The 17,110-nt window shown below is 57.0% G+C and carries 12 protein-coding genes and 1 tRNA gene; 2 read left to right on the forward strand and 11 right to left on the reverse strand.

What is annotated here, in order from left to right; all coding sequences use genetic code 11:
* Positions 1–3: 3 nt before the first annotated feature.
* The 8 genes from D8M23_RS05910 to D8M23_RS05945 form a co-directional block, all read right to left on the reverse strand.
* Positions 4–2,247 carry an N-acetylneuraminate synthase family protein gene (locus D8M23_RS05910; RefSeq protein ID WP_126854062.1) on the reverse strand — a complete coding sequence of 748 codons (2,244 nt, stop codon included), beginning with the start codon at positions 2,245–2,247 and terminating at the stop codon, positions 4–6.
* A gap of 61 nt (positions 2,248–2,308) precedes the next feature.
* Positions 2,309–3,031 carry an acylneuraminate cytidylyltransferase family protein gene (locus D8M23_RS05915; protein WP_126854063.1) on the reverse strand — a complete coding sequence of 241 codons (723 nt, stop codon included), beginning with the start codon at positions 3,029–3,031 and terminating at the stop codon, positions 2,309–2,311.
* Positions 3,031–4,110: an RNA-binding protein gene (locus D8M23_RS05920; protein WP_126854064.1), complete on the reverse strand. Its 1,080-nt coding sequence runs from the start codon at positions 4,108–4,110 to the stop codon at positions 3,031–3,033. Before D8M23_RS05920 ends, D8M23_RS05915 begins: the two co-directional genes overlap by 1 nt.
* Complete coding sequence (locus D8M23_RS05925; RefSeq protein WP_126854065.1) at positions 4,101–5,099, reverse strand: CgeB family protein; 999 nt, start codon at positions 5,097–5,099, stop codon at positions 4,101–4,103. Before D8M23_RS05925 ends, D8M23_RS05920 begins: the two co-directional genes overlap by 10 nt.
* 2 nt (positions 5,100–5,101) lie before the next feature.
* On the reverse strand, positions 5,102–6,115 hold the full coding sequence (locus D8M23_RS05930; protein ID WP_126854066.1) for an NAD-dependent epimerase/dehydratase family protein: 1,014 nt from the start codon (positions 6,113–6,115) through the stop codon (positions 5,102–5,104).
* A 187-nt stretch (positions 6,116–6,302) separates the two neighbouring features.
* Positions 6,303–6,920, reverse strand: a complete 618-nt coding sequence (locus D8M23_RS12365; RefSeq protein WP_390896164.1) for an acyltransferase — start codon at positions 6,918–6,920, stop codon at positions 6,303–6,305.
* The gene (locus D8M23_RS05940; protein ID WP_126854067.1) at positions 6,856–7,776 is read right to left on the reverse strand and encodes a glycosyltransferase family 2 protein; all 921 of its coding nucleotides are present in this window, start codon (positions 7,774–7,776) and stop codon (positions 6,856–6,858) included. Before D8M23_RS05940 ends, D8M23_RS12365 begins: the two co-directional genes overlap by 65 nt.
* A gap of 114 nt (positions 7,777–7,890) precedes the next feature.
* Entirely contained in the window at positions 7,891–9,708 is a 1,818-nt protein-coding gene (locus tag D8M23_RS05945; protein ID WP_126854068.1) for an ABC transporter ATP-binding protein, read from the reverse strand.
* Between the two features lie 425 nt (positions 9,709–10,133).
* On the opposite strand from D8M23_RS05945, the gene D8M23_RS12115 reads away from it, so the two are divergent.
* A complete protein-coding gene (locus D8M23_RS12115; protein ID WP_238693778.1) occupies positions 10,134–12,098 on the forward strand; it encodes an arsenate reductase/protein-tyrosine-phosphatase family protein in 1,965 nt (654 codons plus the stop codon).
* 130 nt (positions 12,099–12,228) lie between these two features.
* On the opposite strand, the gene D8M23_RS05955 is transcribed toward D8M23_RS12115, so the two are convergent.
* The 3 genes from D8M23_RS05955 to D8M23_RS05965 all read right to left on the reverse strand — a co-directional run bounded on the left by D8M23_RS05955 (position 12,229) and on the right by D8M23_RS05965 (position 14,839).
* Positions 12,229–13,215 carry a ribose-phosphate diphosphokinase gene (locus D8M23_RS05955; RefSeq protein WP_006888263.1) on the reverse strand — a complete coding sequence of 329 codons (987 nt, stop codon included), beginning with the start codon at positions 13,213–13,215 and terminating at the stop codon, positions 12,229–12,231.
* A gap of 17 nt (positions 13,216–13,232) precedes the next feature.
* The gene (gene glmU, locus D8M23_RS05960; RefSeq protein WP_126854069.1) at positions 13,233–14,699 is read right to left on the reverse strand and encodes a bifunctional UDP-N-acetylglucosamine diphosphorylase/glucosamine-1-phosphate N-acetyltransferase GlmU; all 1,467 of its coding nucleotides are present in this window, start codon (positions 14,697–14,699) and stop codon (positions 13,233–13,235) included.
* A gap of 69 nt (positions 14,700–14,768) precedes the next feature.
* A tRNA-Gln gene (locus tag D8M23_RS05965) sits at positions 14,769–14,839 on the reverse strand.
* Between the two features lie 191 nt (positions 14,840–15,030).
* Between D8M23_RS05965 and D8M23_RS05970 the strand changes: the two genes are divergently transcribed.
* Positions 15,031–16,899, forward strand: coding sequence for an ABC-F family ATP-binding cassette domain-containing protein (locus D8M23_RS05970; RefSeq protein ID WP_126854070.1), 1,869 nt, complete (start codon positions 15,031–15,033; stop codon positions 16,897–16,899).
* Positions 16,900–17,110: the final 211 nt, after the last annotated feature.

Genomic DNA, 17,110 nt, shown 5'->3' on the forward strand with positions numbered 1-17,110 from the left:
GGCCTACAACCACTTTTCGAGGCGGTCTAGGGCGGTGAAGAAGCCTTCGCCGTTATTGATATGCCCCTGCCAGATTTCGGGGATGAACGACGCTTTCGGCGCCAGCTCGCGCAGCTGCTTGCCCAGCGCAGCCCAATCGACATCCCCTTCGCCTACCTGCACACCTTCGCCGTCTACGCCGATACCATCGACGAGATGCAGGTGGATGGAGTACGGTGCCAGCTGTGCTACCGCTTCCGACAGCGGAATTTTGAGGAAGTTGCATGCGAGCATGGTGTGTGAAATGTCCAGGCAGAGAGCGCTGTCGTAGGCGCGCGCGAATTCGGCGGTGTCCTGCGGGTCAAGGAAGAGGTTGTGGTACTGCTGCCCGCCCATCAGCCAGGGGTAGGGCGGCAGAGTCTGTGCCGCTAGGCGCACTCCGCTGGTATCTAGACGTCCCAGGGCTTCGCCGATGCGCTCGTACTTTGCGGTACGGGCGCTCGCCGGGATGTGCTTATCTTTGGTGAAGCCGCCCATCGTGACGACCATAACGGGGTCTTCGTCTACCGTGAAGTAGCGGGTCAGATCGCGGGTGATGTCGATGGTGCGCTGCACCTCAGCGATGGAGCGTTCCCAGACTTCGGGGTCGCGGGAGGCCAGATCGACCAGAAAGTCCCCGGCGAAGAGGTCGGGCAAGTGGGTCGTGAAGCTCATAGGCAGTTTCTTCTCAAAGACCTCGTCAATATTGATATCAAGGTCTTTGTAGGAGAAGTGGAATTCGAGGAAATCCGGTGTTGCCTCTTCGATCAGAGGTTTGTAGTCGTGGTACCGCACCGGCAACCCCCAGGGGCGTTCGAAGGTGAAGTCGCGGCGGGTTACGAGGTCGTCCTTCAGATCGCCCTCAAAAAAGAACGACCCTTCTTCAACGTCGCGTTGGACGGTACGCCCGAGCAGCTGCGGAAGGTAGTTTGGCTGCAGGCCGCGGCCGGGCGACTTGACGGTCACATCCGCCTCGGTGATTACCTCACCTTTGGCTATGCTGCGGGTCGCAACCAGTGATTTGGCTAGGTTCACGCGGTTCATCAGTTCACCGGTGGAGACTTCGCGGGGTGCGGCCGTGCCGATGGATTCCTCAATGTCACGAATCTGCCGCACCATCGCCGTGAACTCTTCGGGCAGCAGCGACACGGTGTGATCGTTGCCTTCCAGGGTTTTATCGGTCGTGAAATGCTTTTCGATAATCTTCGCACCGCGCGCAACAGCGGCCACGGGCACATGGTAGCCGCGTTCATGCCCGGAATAGCCAACCAAGCACTGGCCGATCTCGGCGAGACGGTCCATATACGCCAGGTTCACGTCTTTGAAGGGTGCCGGGTAGGTGGATTGGCATTGCAGCAGGGCATAGGATGCGCCCGCCTTGCGCAGCAGGTTCACCGAGTCCAGGATTTCTTCTTCGCGGCTCATACCGGTGGATACCAGCATGGGCAGCCCGCGTGATGCAACATCGCGCAGCAGTTCGTGGTTCGTCAGGTCTGCGGAAGCGATCTTCATACCTGCAATACCGTAATCGACGAGCGCCTGCACGGAAGGCGCATCCCAGGGGGTGCACAAAATATCCAGACCATGCTCCTTAACATGGTCGAATACCTCGTACATCTGCTCAACACTCAGCGAGAACCGGGAGAGCAGATCCAGGGTGTACTGCACGCCCAAGTCTTCGCCCGCAGTGGCGCCGCCGCGCTGGCGGTAGAGCGCATCCAGATCGCGCAGCTGGAATTTCACGGCGTCCGCACCGGATTCCACCGCGAGGTCCACCAGCTCTTTCGCGAAGTCCACGCTCCCCTGGTGGTTATTGCCGATCTCGGCGATGATAAAGGCGGGCGCATCCTCGCTGATGGTGTGCTTTCCAATACGCAGCACGTTCTGCTCGTCCATTGCCAATGCCACCAGGTGGCCGCGTTCGTCAATGAGCGGAATATGCTCGATGCCGCGCGCGAAATAGCTGCGCAAAGATTCGGGGTCGCTATCGGCGGGGGCGGTCTGCGGATTCGTATTCGCCGCCGCCAATGCGCTGGTCTCTAGGGATGCGGTGGGGTTGGCAATCAGCCAGCGTCTGAAGTCCCCATCCGAGAGCGAACCGCGCAAAATGCCGGATTCGTTGACGAGAAAGATAATGCGCTGACCGTTGGCAGAAATTTTGTGAAGCGCAGTCAGAATCGGGTCTTCAGCGAAGACCACATAGGGCGCGATATTGCGTTCGATAATCACGGTATGTAGTTCCTATTAAATTGCGATGTGTTGTGTTTGAGTGAGTTGAGTGAGCTAGATTTTAAGATTCTAGAATCTGCGCCAGCTGATGCTCGGCAACTGAGAAATCGATGGGGGCATCAATATCGACGCCTTCAATCTCATCGAGAATAAACAGATCAATGCTACCTCCAGGATACCCCGCCAAGCGGTTGTGATGCTCGGTATACACACGGGTTTTAGTGATATACATGGAGCCGTTCTCCCGGTAACGGTAGGTTTCTTTCGTGAGCTCCTGCCTGCGTGGGCGAGCCATCACCTCAAATTCGGCGGTGGGCTCAGCATCCGGGTACCATCTCCACACGAACGGCCCCATGGGGATCACCCCCACCATTGAGTCTTTGCCGTTCTCAACGAACTGACGTACCGCCCGCGCGAGAGTGCCCGGCAGACGCACCGGGCTGGTGGCCTGCAGCAGTATGACCGCCTCCGGTGCCCAGCCCTCCCCTGTGTAGAAGTCGATGGCGTGCTCGATCACCGGTTCGGTGGCGGTGGTGTCTTCGGCAAGATGTGCGGGGCGCATAAACGGAACCTCGGCACCGTATTGGCGGGCGATGGCGGCGAGTTCTTGGTCATCAGTCGATACCACAACCCGAAGCTCATGCTCCCCCGCCAGCTCGTCACGGGCGGCAAGCGCCTGCAGAATAGTCCACGCGACCAGCGGTTTTCCGGCAATCTCACGCAGGTTTTTACGTGGTATGCCTTTGGATCCGCCGCGCACGGGAATAACGCACAGAATACGCATTACGCCTCCAGACTGTGTTCAATAATGAGCTCGGCAATGCGGCGAGCTGGCTCAATATCGGGTTGCGGCGGTGCGGGGGTGCGGTCTTCACCCCAGCGGCCCATGCCGTAGCGGTTCCAGAATTCTTCAAGCCAGCCGGGCGGGTTCGGGTGGTACACCCAGGCAGGAATACCGCGGATCGCGGCTTCAAGCACGCCGGTTGAGAAGATCGAGACCACCGGATTGGGCAGCTCGTTCAGGGGCACCCCGGAACGGTCAATGGGGATGCCCTGGCGCTCCCACAGCGCATGAGTGAGGGTTGAGAGCTTATCGGTTTCGCTGGGGTGCGGCCGGTAGATGGCGTTGTGTTTTTTAATGAATCTGTAGGAGACGTTAACGTATGATGAGCGCGGTAACTCTGCCCCGTGCATCTGCCCTAAGAAAATGGGGGCGCCGGAGGACTCGACGGGTACGCCAAGGCTTTTCTGGTTTGCGTTATAGAGCAGCTGGGAACCGACGGTGAAGGGCCGCACATCGCGACGTCCAGACATCCAGAATTGGGCGTCCTCGTCGCTAAACGCAAGCAGGGTGCATCCCACAGGCAGGGGCGGCGCGGCAGGCACGAGCAGCCCGTGCTGAACCACCCAGTATTCTGCACCAACAGTATGCGCATACTGGTAGGCGGCACGTCCCAACGGCAAATAGTGCCCTGCAGAAAGTACGATGCGCACCCCAGGCAGGGTTTTGGTTAGTTCGGTGGCGGATAGGCTGCGCTCTTCCCACTCATCCGTTAAGTATTCGGCGAGTGCGGCCGGTGTGCCGTTAGTATTCGGGCACCAGATGGCCAGCCCGATAATGCTCAGGTATTTGAGGGGCTCCAGCAGGGCGCTGCAGCTGGTGGGCGAGAACGAGTCAAGCACAATCAACACGCGCGGCACAGAGCCTCGAACGTATAGGCGCCCGCTGGCTGGGCCCTGCTGAGTATTACCGCGATTTCTTCCAAAGAACCCAACGGCTCCAACTTTAGCCCAGTTTAAAGTCCCCTGTTTCTTTTGCCACGCCGACCAGGCATCAATGTCTAGCGGATAGTTTAGGCCCATAGCTGCTCCAGAATTTTTACGCGCTGATCGAAGGTGTGCTCGGCGAGGGTGCGCCGGTGTCCGGCTTCGCGGATAGCGTGCGCCCACCGCGGGTCGCGGAAAACGCGGGTGCAAATATCGATAAGCTCTTCAACACTCTCATATACGAGAACTTCTTTACCGACTTCATAGTAGCGTGACACGTCGGGACGGTCGATAATCTGTAATGCTCCCACACCAGGGGCTTCAAAAGTACGCATGGTGAAGCCGTCCTGATCCCCATGAATATTCAGGGTAGCTGGTGAAGATGCCATTACCCCGTAGGCATGGGCGCGATCAAGATCGGGGCCCGAGCTAACACCTGGGTGGGAAAAAGCACGAGTACGCACGATATCCCACGGGTGGCGTGACCATGACTTTCCATAGGCCCGTACAGGTAACCCTGCGGCCGCTAAGGCGCGTAGGGTTTTCTCACGCCCTTCGTAGCGCGCCCCTACAAAGGTAATGGCATCTACCGTGTCCTGCCGAATGTCTAGATGCGAATCATAAGCAAGCGGCACATCAATAGCTTCAAACCCTCGTGAGGTGAGGTCTTGAACGTCTGCGGGACTATAGCTTGCGATTGGCCCTAAGGCGTGGAGCTGCTCATCAGTAAACCGCATACGGCGTAGTTCATCGTACATCCAGGTACCGTAGCGCACACCAGAGGTTTCCAGCAGTTGCCACCACGCGGACCCAAGCTGATCCCCTTTAATGGTGAGCACAATGTCAGGTCTGAACTCTTTGAACGCTGTGATGGTCTTATCAGTGACCGTGTTTTCGACAGAAGCAGGGCGTAGCTTTTCTGGCAGATCATGCAACAGTTTGTTACTTACCCGTTCGATAAGAGTTCCGGGCGCATCATACACATGTGTGCGCACCTCATAGCCGAGGCGTGCCAAAGAGTCCTGGATGGTTTTCCAGTATCCGTGAAAGGCTGGGGAAGCAAGAAGAAGTTTGGGGGCACTCATTGTTACTCGGCGAGTCCCCGTTCTTTGAGTTCGTTAAGGGCGCTGTCCCAGGCGCTTGAATCGGCGCCGGGGGCTTCCCAGCTTTGCCGAATGAAATTAGCGATGGCCTCACCGGGCCCCCATTTCGCGGCGGGTGCTCCTAGAGAGTATGCCAAGCTCATGTCTGCAAGTGCATGGTCAATATCTCCAGCACGTTTAATATCCACATGTTCGATTAAAACTTCAGAGCCGCCGGGGACAGCATCGATGGAGTATTGAGCAAGTTCGTCAAGGGTAATACGTTGACCGGAGCCAACATTGAGGATGCGTGGGCTGGCCTCAAGTGTAGGCGGGTTATGCAGGCACCACAGAATGAAATCGGCAACATCCTCAACGTGTACGAAGTCACGAGTTGCGGTACCGTCACCGTAGACGGACAGATTTTTACCTTCGCGTAAACGTGCCAGGAACGCCGCGAGAACGCCTGTATAGGGATTGTGGAGCGCTTGCCCCGGGCCGATCACGTTTTGCGGGCGCAGAATAGACGCCGGTATTTTGCCGCCGCATATTTCACGGATAATACGTTCACTTTCAGACTTTGTTTCGCCGTAGACCGAAAGCGGACGGTGGGCATCATCCTCACGGGTGCCCCGGTCGGCAAAACCTTCACCATAAACAGCACGTGAACTGGTGTAGATAAGCGGTGCCTCCCAAGCAAGGGAATGCTCTGCGGCGAGACGGGTTCCGTCAACATTAACACGCCGGTGTTTCTCCGACTCGTACATAGATTGGGCGGTACCAGTTTCGGCAGCTAGATGGATAATAGCCTCTGCCTGTGGAAGGTTCTGCCATGCGGCTGGATCTGCTACATCACCTACAAAAATTTCGCCGGGGAATGCGGCTTTTTCAGCTTCGATATTTTGATGTACCTGCTCTAGGAGGCAGTCGAGAGCGTAAACTTCATGCCCAGTAGCGGCAAGCTTTTTAGCGGTTTTAAGGCCGATGAAGCCTACCCCACCCGTAATAAGGATTTTCATTACTTGTGTCTTTCTGCCCACACGGAAACCGTGATATGGACGTGAGCGGGCTTCAAAGCCCGGATGAGAGCGAGTGTGTTAAGTTCAAGTTTATACAACAATACGCTTTTTGGGCACATTAAAACTGTCGGTGTCGCTCACAGGAGCAGTTTCTACCATAGATAGCGAAACTCTTAAAGGTGTGTTTTTACCTCAGTTCTCGCGCTGGTACACCAGCAACAACCGATCCTGGTGGCACATTACGAGTAACTACAGCCCCGGCACCGATTATTGCATCATCTCCAATAGTTACGCCCCCAAGGATGCTCACATTCTGACCGATAAATACCCGATTCCCGATGGATATAGTCCCTGCCGAGCGCACCTCTTGAATAGCAAATGGGACGTGGGCGGCAGAGTTAATCAGGACATTATCGGCAAGGACACATTCGTCACCGATCGTCACATCAGCAAAAGCGTGTAGATGGGCTCTGTGCCCAATATAGGTTTTTGACCCTATAGTTAAGCGCCCCCCTTGTTCGGCTGCCAGCCAAGCCCCTTCGTAGACAGCAACATTGTCTCCTACCCTGATATTTTCGGTACCCAGTATTTTTAAAGGGGAGACAATAACGCTTCCTTCGCCGAACGCAGCAAACGCTCGACGGTATAGTAGCCGTGACGTGATAGCACCGGCTCGCCAGCGTATTGATGGTGTTATTTCTGTAAGCACACGCGCAATATTCACAGTGGGTGGCTCCTTTCTAGTTCTTGCCGTTTTCGCCACGTTTGACGTATGCAAGCTCTTCACGCAGTGTGCGTTGCGCATTCACCTCTTTATTCCGGGCAGCCCGAACCGTGTTAACCAGAAAGTTAGCGTAGCTGGTGGCTTTAAGAGTGCGTCCGAGCGTGGCTTTATCCCCCCACTTATCGGCGTAGGTGAACCGTGCTGTGGTGAGCCACTGGCGGCGGCGTGCCGAGGGCGATGAGCCTCCGCCTTCATGCTCTACCCGAACCTGGGGTACGAGGAGGCGGGGCACACCGGCCTCAGCTAGCCGGCGTTGGAAATCCACCTCTTCGCTGTTCATATAGAAGCGTTCATCCATGCCGCCAACCCGGTTGTAGATGTCGCGGGGAACCACCATGGCGGCGCCTATCACCCAGTCGGTTTCCACAGTGTTTCGAGACGTGCAGGCGGCAACATCATGCCCCACTCCCCTGTGCCACCAGCTGGAGGGTTTAAACCGGGCCAGCGGCGTGAACCACTCCCAGGCAATGTGGGCGGTGGTGGGGAATTTACGGGCAACCCACTGTTGCTTACCGTCATGCCCCACCACCTGGGGGCTAGCCAGGGCCGGGGTGCGGTGCTCAATATGTGAAAGCATATCGGCCACGAACGTGTCCGTAATAGACAGGTCGCTATTGAGAATAAACAACCATTTCCCGGTAGCCACGGCAACACCAGAATTTACGGCGCTGCCGAACCCGCCATTAGTTTCACGGCGCACCACACGCACACCCTTGGTATCGGGGAAAGGCACAGGAGACTGATCATCTGAGACGATAATCTCCAATTCATCTGGGGCAATACCCTGCTGGGCGCGCAGAGCCTCAATGAGGGTGAGCGTGGGCGCAGGGTCGCCGTAGTGGGGAATAACAGCTGATACTTTCATCGTGCGAGACACGAAAACCCGCTTTCTGCTGGGGCGTACACCGCCCCGGTTGGAGAGTGCTGAGAGGTAGATACCCAATATGTATGTGTGTAGTAATTTAAACTAATCCTGTAGTGCTCCCTGGGATTATTCAGGCAGTTGCCCCAGCCGCACGAGGTTCGCGAATTCTTCGTTCTGTTGTTGCACCTCGGTAAAGGTGCCGCAGCTTACGATCTCACCGTGCGACAGGTACACCAGCTGGTCCACGTGGCGTACAGTTGAGAGGCGATGCGCCACAATAATCACCGTAATATCTTTCGAGATCTTCTCAATCGCCTTGGTGATCTTGTGCTCGGTCTCATTATCAAGGGCGCTGGTTGCCTCATCCATAATAAGCACGCTGGGGTTGCGGTAAAGGGCGCGGGCAATACCTAAACGCTGGCGCTGTCCTCCTGAGAGCCGCACCGCGTTGTGCCCGATCATGGTCATAATCCCCTCATCTAGGGATTCCACCACTTCGGTGAGTTCCGCGATCTCTAGGCAGTAACGCACCCGTTCCTCATCAATCTCGTGTGGTTCAAGACCAAATGCGACCGCCTCAAGAACTGTTGAGTCCGCAATAAAAACATCCTGCGGCACATATCCGATACTCTGGAACCACCCCGGCAGGTCCTCCTGCACCGGCTCACCATTGCGCAAAACCCGCCCTCTTGACGGGGCGAAGAGTCCCAGGATTAAGTCTATGAGGGTTGTTTTCCCTGAACCAGAGCCACCCACGAATGCCACGGAGGTGCCCATGGGGATATCCAGGTTAATATTTTTTAGCACCGGCGAGTCGCTGTCTGGGTAGCTGAAGGTGAGGTCCTCCAGCTGGATGCGCACAGGCGCAATAGTCTTATTAATATACTCGGGGTTCTTAGGGGCCACAGGAGCAGGTGGCATCTGCAGTTTACGCCCTTGCTCATCCAGCTCAGAAATCTCCCGCAGAAGTTCGTTGCTGGCTTTCTCTCCAGCACGAACATTACCCAAAGATGCGACCATTCGAACATAGCTGGGTAGAATACGGATACACGCTCCGCAGAAGAGAAGAAGGTAAGGGGCGCTCTGGGTACCCGAAGTAATACTCATAAAAGCGAGTAGCCCGGCAATACCGATAATAAAAATAATTTCAAGGGAGTACTTGGGGAAGTCCTGCAAAAAGGTGCTGCGCATGCTAGCGTTCACCGCATCCATGCGTTTGGTCTGGTAGCGATACAGATACCGGTCGGTGACGTTGTGCATACGAATTTCCCGGAAACCATCGACGGCGTCTAGGGTAGCATTGGTTGCGCCTCGGGTCGCTTCCACCACGATCGCGCCTTGTTCTCGGTTTTTCTTGCGAAGTATATGCTGCAGACCGTATGCGACCAGCCCAAAGTACGAAAAAGCGAGTAGCGCAGGAATGGGCATAATGGCGAGAAGCATCACCATAAGCACTGTTATAGAGAGCAGTTCACCAATGAAGTTAATGACCCCATTGACAAAAGCGGCGTAAGCTTGGTGCGCATAATCATTAATAGAAGATAATATGTTTGCAGTTCCTCGTTTGCGGTGGGCGAGGTAAGGTTCACGCATATACCGGTTCAGCAGATTAACCGAAGTGGTACTCTGCTGTGTTGCGACAAACCCCAGGCTCCAGCGTTTAATAATGAGCGAGAACGCTCCTTTAAGGATGAATGCCAGCACAAGTACCACACCGAAGATAATGATGAGGGCGGTGCGGTCGGGATTACCAAAAAGCTCTGCAACTTGCTTCAGGTAACCCTCAATGGGGGCGCCCATAGCGAGGTTCACAATCGGCAGCACTGCTGCTACCCCCAGCATCTCGAAAAGAGACACTGTAAAAAGACCCACCACGTTAAGGATTAGTAGGTTAAATTTCTTACCGGGGAAGAAGACTCTCAGTTTATGGTAGGCCTCTTTCATGACGACGCCCCCCTCAGGTAGTTCTGGGGTCGGTCAAGGCATCTAAGGGGTGCTCCTGCAGCGAACATTCCACAGAATTCTGCCGAGATGCGGGCCTTAAACGAGTAACTGAGTTGCCCAAGTTCAGTTCGTAGAGCTGAGAGGATTTTCATGAATGTGCTTTCAAGATACGGCGCAACAGATACCGCGCCGGGTAACTACAGATAGTAGACAGTGTAAGATTCTACCACGCAGGCCCCCGTTACAGGCGGAGGCTGGTATCTGAGTCTTGCCCCTGCCCTTCGACGGTAAACGTGAGGTTGCTCTTCATCAAAGGTGTACGCGAAACTATCACGGTTTACCCTGTAAAGTGGGTAGAATAAAGGATGGACACATCAGCTTAAAGGTCACTACTTCCGGCGCGGGAAGGTCAGGAAGGCTCAAACATGGGAATTTTTAACATTAAATCGCTCAAAGACAGGTATCTGTCTAATGGGCCGACTGAGTCTACCCAGAAGCGGCAGGGGCAAGAGTCCTCGGCGAACGAGCAGGACCCAACTATTAAAAGCGGCGTGTCGCGCCTGGCAGCGATCCGTGATTCAAGTTTCCACCAGGAGACGTCGCCTGATCGTCCTCCGCAGGTTCCGAAGAACCCGAAGAAAAGGGTCGGGGAGGATGTGCAGACCCTGCTGGAGCAAAGCACCGCCGCTGGTACCGACCTCATTGAGGTGGTGACCGTTAAACCTACGGGTGATACCGCCCCCGTACCCACCGCAGCTGACCATAACACCGCCGCCGACCAAGACCCCGCCCCGCAGAATGAGCCTGCAGATACCCCAGCCCATGTTGCGTCCAAGAATCAGCACCATAGCTCAGACGGCTCCCAGCCACCGCGCAAGACTTCTTCGAAGGATAATGCTCAGAAAGCTCAGGGTGATTCCCAGCGTCAGGCACCGGCTACTGGTGGCGATGTTCCCGTACTGGGCGCCATAGTATCCTCCGAACCATCCACCGAAGACGGTGAACCCGATAAGCGGGTGGTTCTGGTGCCTAGCGCGTACGGGTTGGATGTTCCCCCAACAGATACCGACTCTGCTGATCTTCCCGACGGTACAGCGTCTAAAGCCAAAGCCGCTGGTCAGGAGGCTGTACCTCATCAGGCCCCGCACGTGATGACTTCTGAGATGGCAACTAATCATTACACCTCACAGATACCCGCCAAAGCGCCTGAGACTCCCGCAACAGCCTCAGACGGGGAAACCCCGGAAAAAGTCACCCTGGTGCAGGGGGTGGTATACGGGATGGACGTTCCTCAGGAAGCCGGGGAGAACCTGGACACTCCCACCCGCGGCGTCCCCTCCCCCACCGCATCTGCGACCTCCAGTCCCAATAATCGAGACGCAGGTCAGAAGGACGATACCGATACACCCGATCCGGCGCTGGTGCGTGGCGTCTACGGTTTAGATGTGCCCGAAACCCCCGCAGAAACCGCTGACAGTTCCGCTGCCCGGCAGGATTTCCCGGGCCCGCATGCTCAGCCTGCGGCAGCCCATCAGCAGCGAACCGGAGTGCCTCAGCTCCTATCACAAGAGCGTGAGCACGACATGCTCGCGGGAGAAGAAACCGTTGAGCTGGCCCCCATCCACGTTCGGGAGGCTCTGGAAGCTCAACGAGCGGCGCAGAAAACAGCAGCCGAAAAAACCAAAACCGCCGCTGAGTCTGAGTCTGAGCCTGCTGGTGCTGCTCCGGTGCCCCCCGTTCAGGAGAAGGACACCAACCAGCAGGAGCCCCGTAAGGTGACCACCGCGTCGTTCAGCTTATCCCCTGAGTCCGTGGGTGAGGCGAAGAACCGGGTCTCGGCACCGGCACAGGGCGCTGGCCTTCTTGAGGCCGTGTTCGTGTGCACCGGCAATGTAGCACGCAGCGCCAGCGCCGAAGTGATCGCGCAGTCTCTCGCTTCACAGTACGGGCTGGAGGATAACTGGGTGTTTACCAGTGCAGGGACAGCAGCTCTGGCTGGCTCCCCTATTTATAAGTACATTGGCAACGAACTTGAAGGGCGCGGGTATGACCCTTCGCAATTCCGGGCCAAGCAGCTTACCGCTGACATGATTGAGCGGGCCACCTTGCTGCTGGTGGCTGAGCAGGATCATGCAGACTGGATTCTGCGGGAATGGCCACAGTACCACACGAAGGTGCACCTGATGAAGCAGGTGGCGCGTATTCGGGAGAAAGCCAGCCGCCGTGCCGAGCCGATCTCGTTTATTTACGGCTACACTGAGGCGGCGCACGATACCGACAGCATCGCTGACCCGTACCGGCGGGGACGCACAGCCTGCCGCGTTGCGGTGGATGAGGTGGAGCAGTCGCTTCAGGTGATTCTGCCGTGGCTGGTACGGGCCCGCGTGTAACCCAAAGCTTTTAATACAGCAATAAGGACGTCCCGTGCACCCCTATTCCGGTGGTGCACGGGACGTCCCTTGTGGATAAAGCCGCTAGCCTCGATCTTTCAGGGCCAGCGGCTTTTTCACAGTCTGGATCTTAGGCGTGGTCGTTGAAAATATTGGTCACTGACCCTTCGTCGAAAACCTCACGGATGGCTCGCGCCACAAGCGGGGCGATGGACAGTACGGTGAGGTTCTCAAACCGTTTATCGTCCGGCACGGGCAGGGTGTTCGTGACTACCACTTCGGATGCGCCGCACCCAGATAGCCGTTCAACGGCGGGTCCGGAGAATACCGGGTGGGTCGCGGCGATAATGACCTCTTTAGCGCCTTTTTCTTTAAGCACATTGACCGCCCCGGCGATGGTTCCGCCGGTGTCGATCATGTCGTCAATCAGTACGCAGGAGCGCCCCTCAATCTCACCCACCACGGTCTTTGAGACCGCCTGGTTAGGCACGTTAATGTCACGGGTTTTGTGCACGAATGCCAGCGGCGCGCCACCGAGCAGGGTGGCCCAGTGCTCGGCTACCCGAACACGACCGGTGTCGGGGGAAACAACGGTCACATTCTCGGGGTTTTCCACGCGGCTCTTAATGTACTCAGCGAGCACAGGAATGGCGAACAGGTGATCCAGCGGCCCGTCGAAGAACCCCTGAATCTGGGAGGTATGCAGGTCCACACACATGAGGCGGTCAGCACCAGCGGTCTTGTACAAGTCAGCAATCAGGCGGGCCGAGATCGGCTCACGCCCCCGGTGCTTCTTGTCCTGGCGAGCATACGGGTAGAAGGGTGACACCACGGTAACGGAGCGGGCTGAGGCGCGTTTGAGCGCATCAATCATAATGATCTGCTCCATGAGCCACTCGTTAATGGGGGCCGGGTGGGATTGGATGACGAAGGCATCGGCACCGCGCACCGACTCTTCAAACCGCACGTACGTCTCGCCGTTAGCAAATGTGTACGCGGAGGTTGGTAGCAGCGGGTGTCCTAGCTCTGCGGCGATTTCTTCCGCGAGTTTGGGATGCGCACGCCCGGAAACCACCGCAAGTTTACGCACACCCGGATTGGTAATCTCGTGACTCATGGTTTTTCGCTTTCTTGTCAGTGATCCCCTGCCCCGTTGGCGGCTTGCGCGGCCGCTGCCGGTTCGGTTCCCTCACGGTTTTTAAGCACCCAGCCCTCGATATTGCGCTGGGAAAATTCAGAGATTGCGAGCGCACCTGCTGGAACGTCCTTGCGGATAAGCGCGCCTGCACCAGAGTAGGCTCCATCGCCTACGGTCACGGGGGCAACGTAGATACCGCCGGACCCCATACGGGCGTGCGCACCAATAACGGTGCGGTTCTTGGTGACCCCGTTGTAGTTTGCGAAAACAGACCCGGCGCCGATGTTCGCTCCGTCGCCGATTTCTGCATCCCCCACATAGGTTAGGTGCGGTACTTTCGCCCCGTCACCAATCTGGGAGTTTTTCGCTTCACAGAACGTGCCAAGTTTCGAGTCCTCGCCGAGTACGGTGCCGGGGCGTAGGTATGCGAACGGGCCTACCGTGGCTCCTGTACCAATTATGGCTCCCTGCCCGTGCGCACGAATGACAGTGGCGTTTTCTTTCACGGTGACGTCGGTGAGGGTGGTGTCGGGGCCAATAACCGCACCGGTGGCTACGTTAGTGGCGCCGTGCAGCTGGGTCCCGGGTAGGATGGTCACGTCGTTCTCAAGGGTGACGGTCACATCTATCCAGGTGCTCTGCGGGTCTACGATGCTCACCCCGTTACGCATATGTGCTTCAAGGATGCGCGTATTGAGTTTCCGGCCCAGCTGAGCGAGCTGTACCCGGTCGTTAGCGCCTTCAACTTCCCAGCGGTCCTCAATAGCGAGCGCCGAGGTGCGGTACCCTTTGGAACGGGCAATAGCGAGCACATCGGTAATGTACTTCTCACCTTGGGCGTTATTGGTGGTTACTTCCGCGAGGGCTTGACGCAGCACGGTGGCGTCGAAAGCGTAAATACCGGAGTTAATTTCGTCGATGGCGAGCTCTTCGTCAGTGGCGTCTTTCGCTTCGACGATGGAGGTTACCTCACCAGCTTGGTTGCGCACAATACGACCATAGGCACCGGGGTCATCCACGTGGGTGGTGAGTACGGTGACGGCGTTAGAGTCGGTTTCATGGAATGTGATGAGTTCGCGGAGGGTTTCGGGCCGCAGCAAGGGCACGTCCCCGTAGGTGACGAGCACGGTGCCTTCCACAAGGCTCTGCTGATCGAGTGCGAGCAGCCCCACTTCAACAGCCCGCCCGGTTCCGGGGATGTCGTCTTGGTCTACGATGGTGACGTGCTCGTCGAAGGCAAGTACATGCTCAGCGACTTTATCGCGCTGGTGGCGTACCACAACAGCGAGACGTTCGGGGGTGAGGTCTCGGGCGGCAGCAACGGCGTGCTCCACCATGGAGCGCCCACCAATGCTGTGCATCACCTTGGGAGTTGCGGATTTCATGCGGGTACCAGCACCCGCTGCTAGGACGATCACCGCGGACGGTACCTTATGTTCGGAACCCTCAAGCTCTGCGTTCACCTAATTTAACTCCTTTACGGGGTGTTTGCCGCCCACGCGCCGCTACTGAATCGGCGTGTTAGCTTTGCGCTCCGCCACTAGGATTCGAACCTAGACAAACGGCTCCAAAGGCCGGTGTGCTGCCATTACACCATGGCGGAATCTTCCCCCGCTATTACCGTGTTTACGGCCTGGGACAGGGGCACTCATAAGTGTAGCAAAAATACCTTTACTCGTCGCATCCCAACACGGGGCATATTAGCCCCCACCGGTCCTAGAGACAGCAGGCTGGCGTGTGCTCTTATATGCAGGGGTGGATACGTTCAGCCGCTGGTGGCGGTACCCTGGATACGTGGCACATTTACTTGGCGGCGAAGCGCTGCACCTTCAGTTCCCTACCCGCACTATTTTCGAGGGGGTGACCGTCGGCATTAATGAGGGCGACCGCATCGGCATTGTGGGTCGCAACGGTGACGGTAAATCCACACTCATGAAGATTCTGGCGGGGCGTCTTGAGCCGGACTCCGGGCGCGTGACAGCACGCGGTGGCACGCGCATCGGGTACCTGGATCAGTCCGATGTCCTCAACGATTCTCACACGGTCGGTTATGCTCTGGTGGGTGATACTCCAAAGTATGAGTGGGCCTCGCAGCCGCGTATTCGTGATGTTATTGCGGGTTTGGTGTCTGATCTGCCCTGGGATGCGCCGGTTTCTTCACTCTCGGGCGGGCAGCGTCGCCGCGTGGCACTGGCTGCTCTGCTGATACAGGAATGGGATGTGCTCATGCTGGATGAGCCCACCAACCACCTGGATGTGCAAGCGATTACGTGGCTTGCGCATCATCTGAAAAACCGCTGGAGCAAGAACGCGGGCGGTCTGCTGGTGGTCACTCACGACCGCTGGTTTCTCGATGAAGTCAGTACCGACACCTGGGAGGTTCACGATAATATCGTGGAACCTTTTGAGGGCGGGTATGCGGCTTATGTTCTGCAGCGTGTGGAGCGTGACCGGCAGGCGGCCGCCGCGGAGGCAAAGCGCCAGAACCTGATGCGTAAAGAGTTGGCGTGGCTGCGTCGCGGTGCCCCGGCGCGCACCTCGAAGCCGAAGTTCCGTATTGATGCGGCGAATGCGCTGATTGCCGATGTGCCGCCGGTACGTAATACCGTGGAACTCAAGCAGATGGCGGTTTCCCGTTTGGGTAAGGACGTGGTGGATCTTGAGAACGTCTCGGTCACCTTTGAGGATTCTTCGCTGCCCAATGGTAAACGTGAGGTGCTGCGTCGCGTAACGTGGCGGATTGCCCCGGGTGAGCGCACCGGTATTTTGGGCGTGAACGGTGCCGGAAAATCTACCCTGCTCGCCCTGGTCACCGGCTCTTTGAAACCGACCGAGGGGCGCGTGAAACGCGGTAAGACCGTCAAGGTTGCCACCCTCACCCAGCAGCTGGACGAGCTTAAAGAGGTTGGGAACGACCGCGTGTCTGATGTGATCGGCCGCAAGAAGCGCAGCTATATAGCCGACGGCAAAGAGATGTCGCCCTCGCAGATGTTGGAACGGCTGGGTTTTACAAGCGCACAGCTTTCTACCCCGGTGAAAGATCTGTCGGGCGGGCAGAAGCGACGGCTACAGCTCATGCTCATTCTCTTGGACGAGCCGAATGTGCTGATTCTGGACGAGCCTTCAAACGACCTGGATACCGATATGCTGGCGGCGATGGAAGACCTGCTTGATACCTGGCCCGGCACCCTGCTGGTGGTTTCTCACGACCGTTACCTCATGGAGCGTGTAACCGATCAGCAGTATGCGGTGATTGATGGGTCGTTCCGGCATCTGCCCGGTGGGGTGGAGGAGTATTTGGCACTTTCTGCAGCGGGTCGGGGCGGTTCTGCCGCCGGTGTTACAGGCGGTGCATCCACCCCAACTAAAAAGAACGATTCTTCGGTTTCCGATGGCCAGGCTGAATCAACGAACTCTGATCCCAAGAGCACACCGAAAGTATCGGGGGCACAGGCACGCGCGGCACAGAAGGAGTCCGCCGCGATTGAGCGTCGCCTCGGAAAATTGGGCGAGGAACAGAGCAAGCTCTCCGAGCAGATGAGCATGCATGACCCTGCCGATTATGCCGGGCTTGCCGACCTAGGGCAAAAACAGCAGGCGCTTCAGGATGAGATCGACAAGCTAGAGATGCGCTGGCTGGAACTCTCGGAACTCCTTGGGTAGCCTGCTCTCCCCTGCCAAAAAGGCCCTTGATGTGAAAAGTAAACTTTCAACGTTTTATTCACGTCAAGAGCCTTTTGCTAGACCAAGGAGGGTACCCATGAATACTCTCAATGACTCTATGGACCCCCTGAGCAGTGGCACTAAAAGTAGCGCCCGGCAAAAGCGCTCCTTGTACCTTGGATTAAGTTCAGCAACGTTTTCGTCACCTTCA

It is taken from the genome of Rothia sp. HSID18067 (assembly GCF_003989445.1).
In the GTDB taxonomy this organism is placed as follows: Bacteria; Actinomycetota; Actinomycetes; order Actinomycetales; family Micrococcaceae; genus Rothia; species Rothia aeria.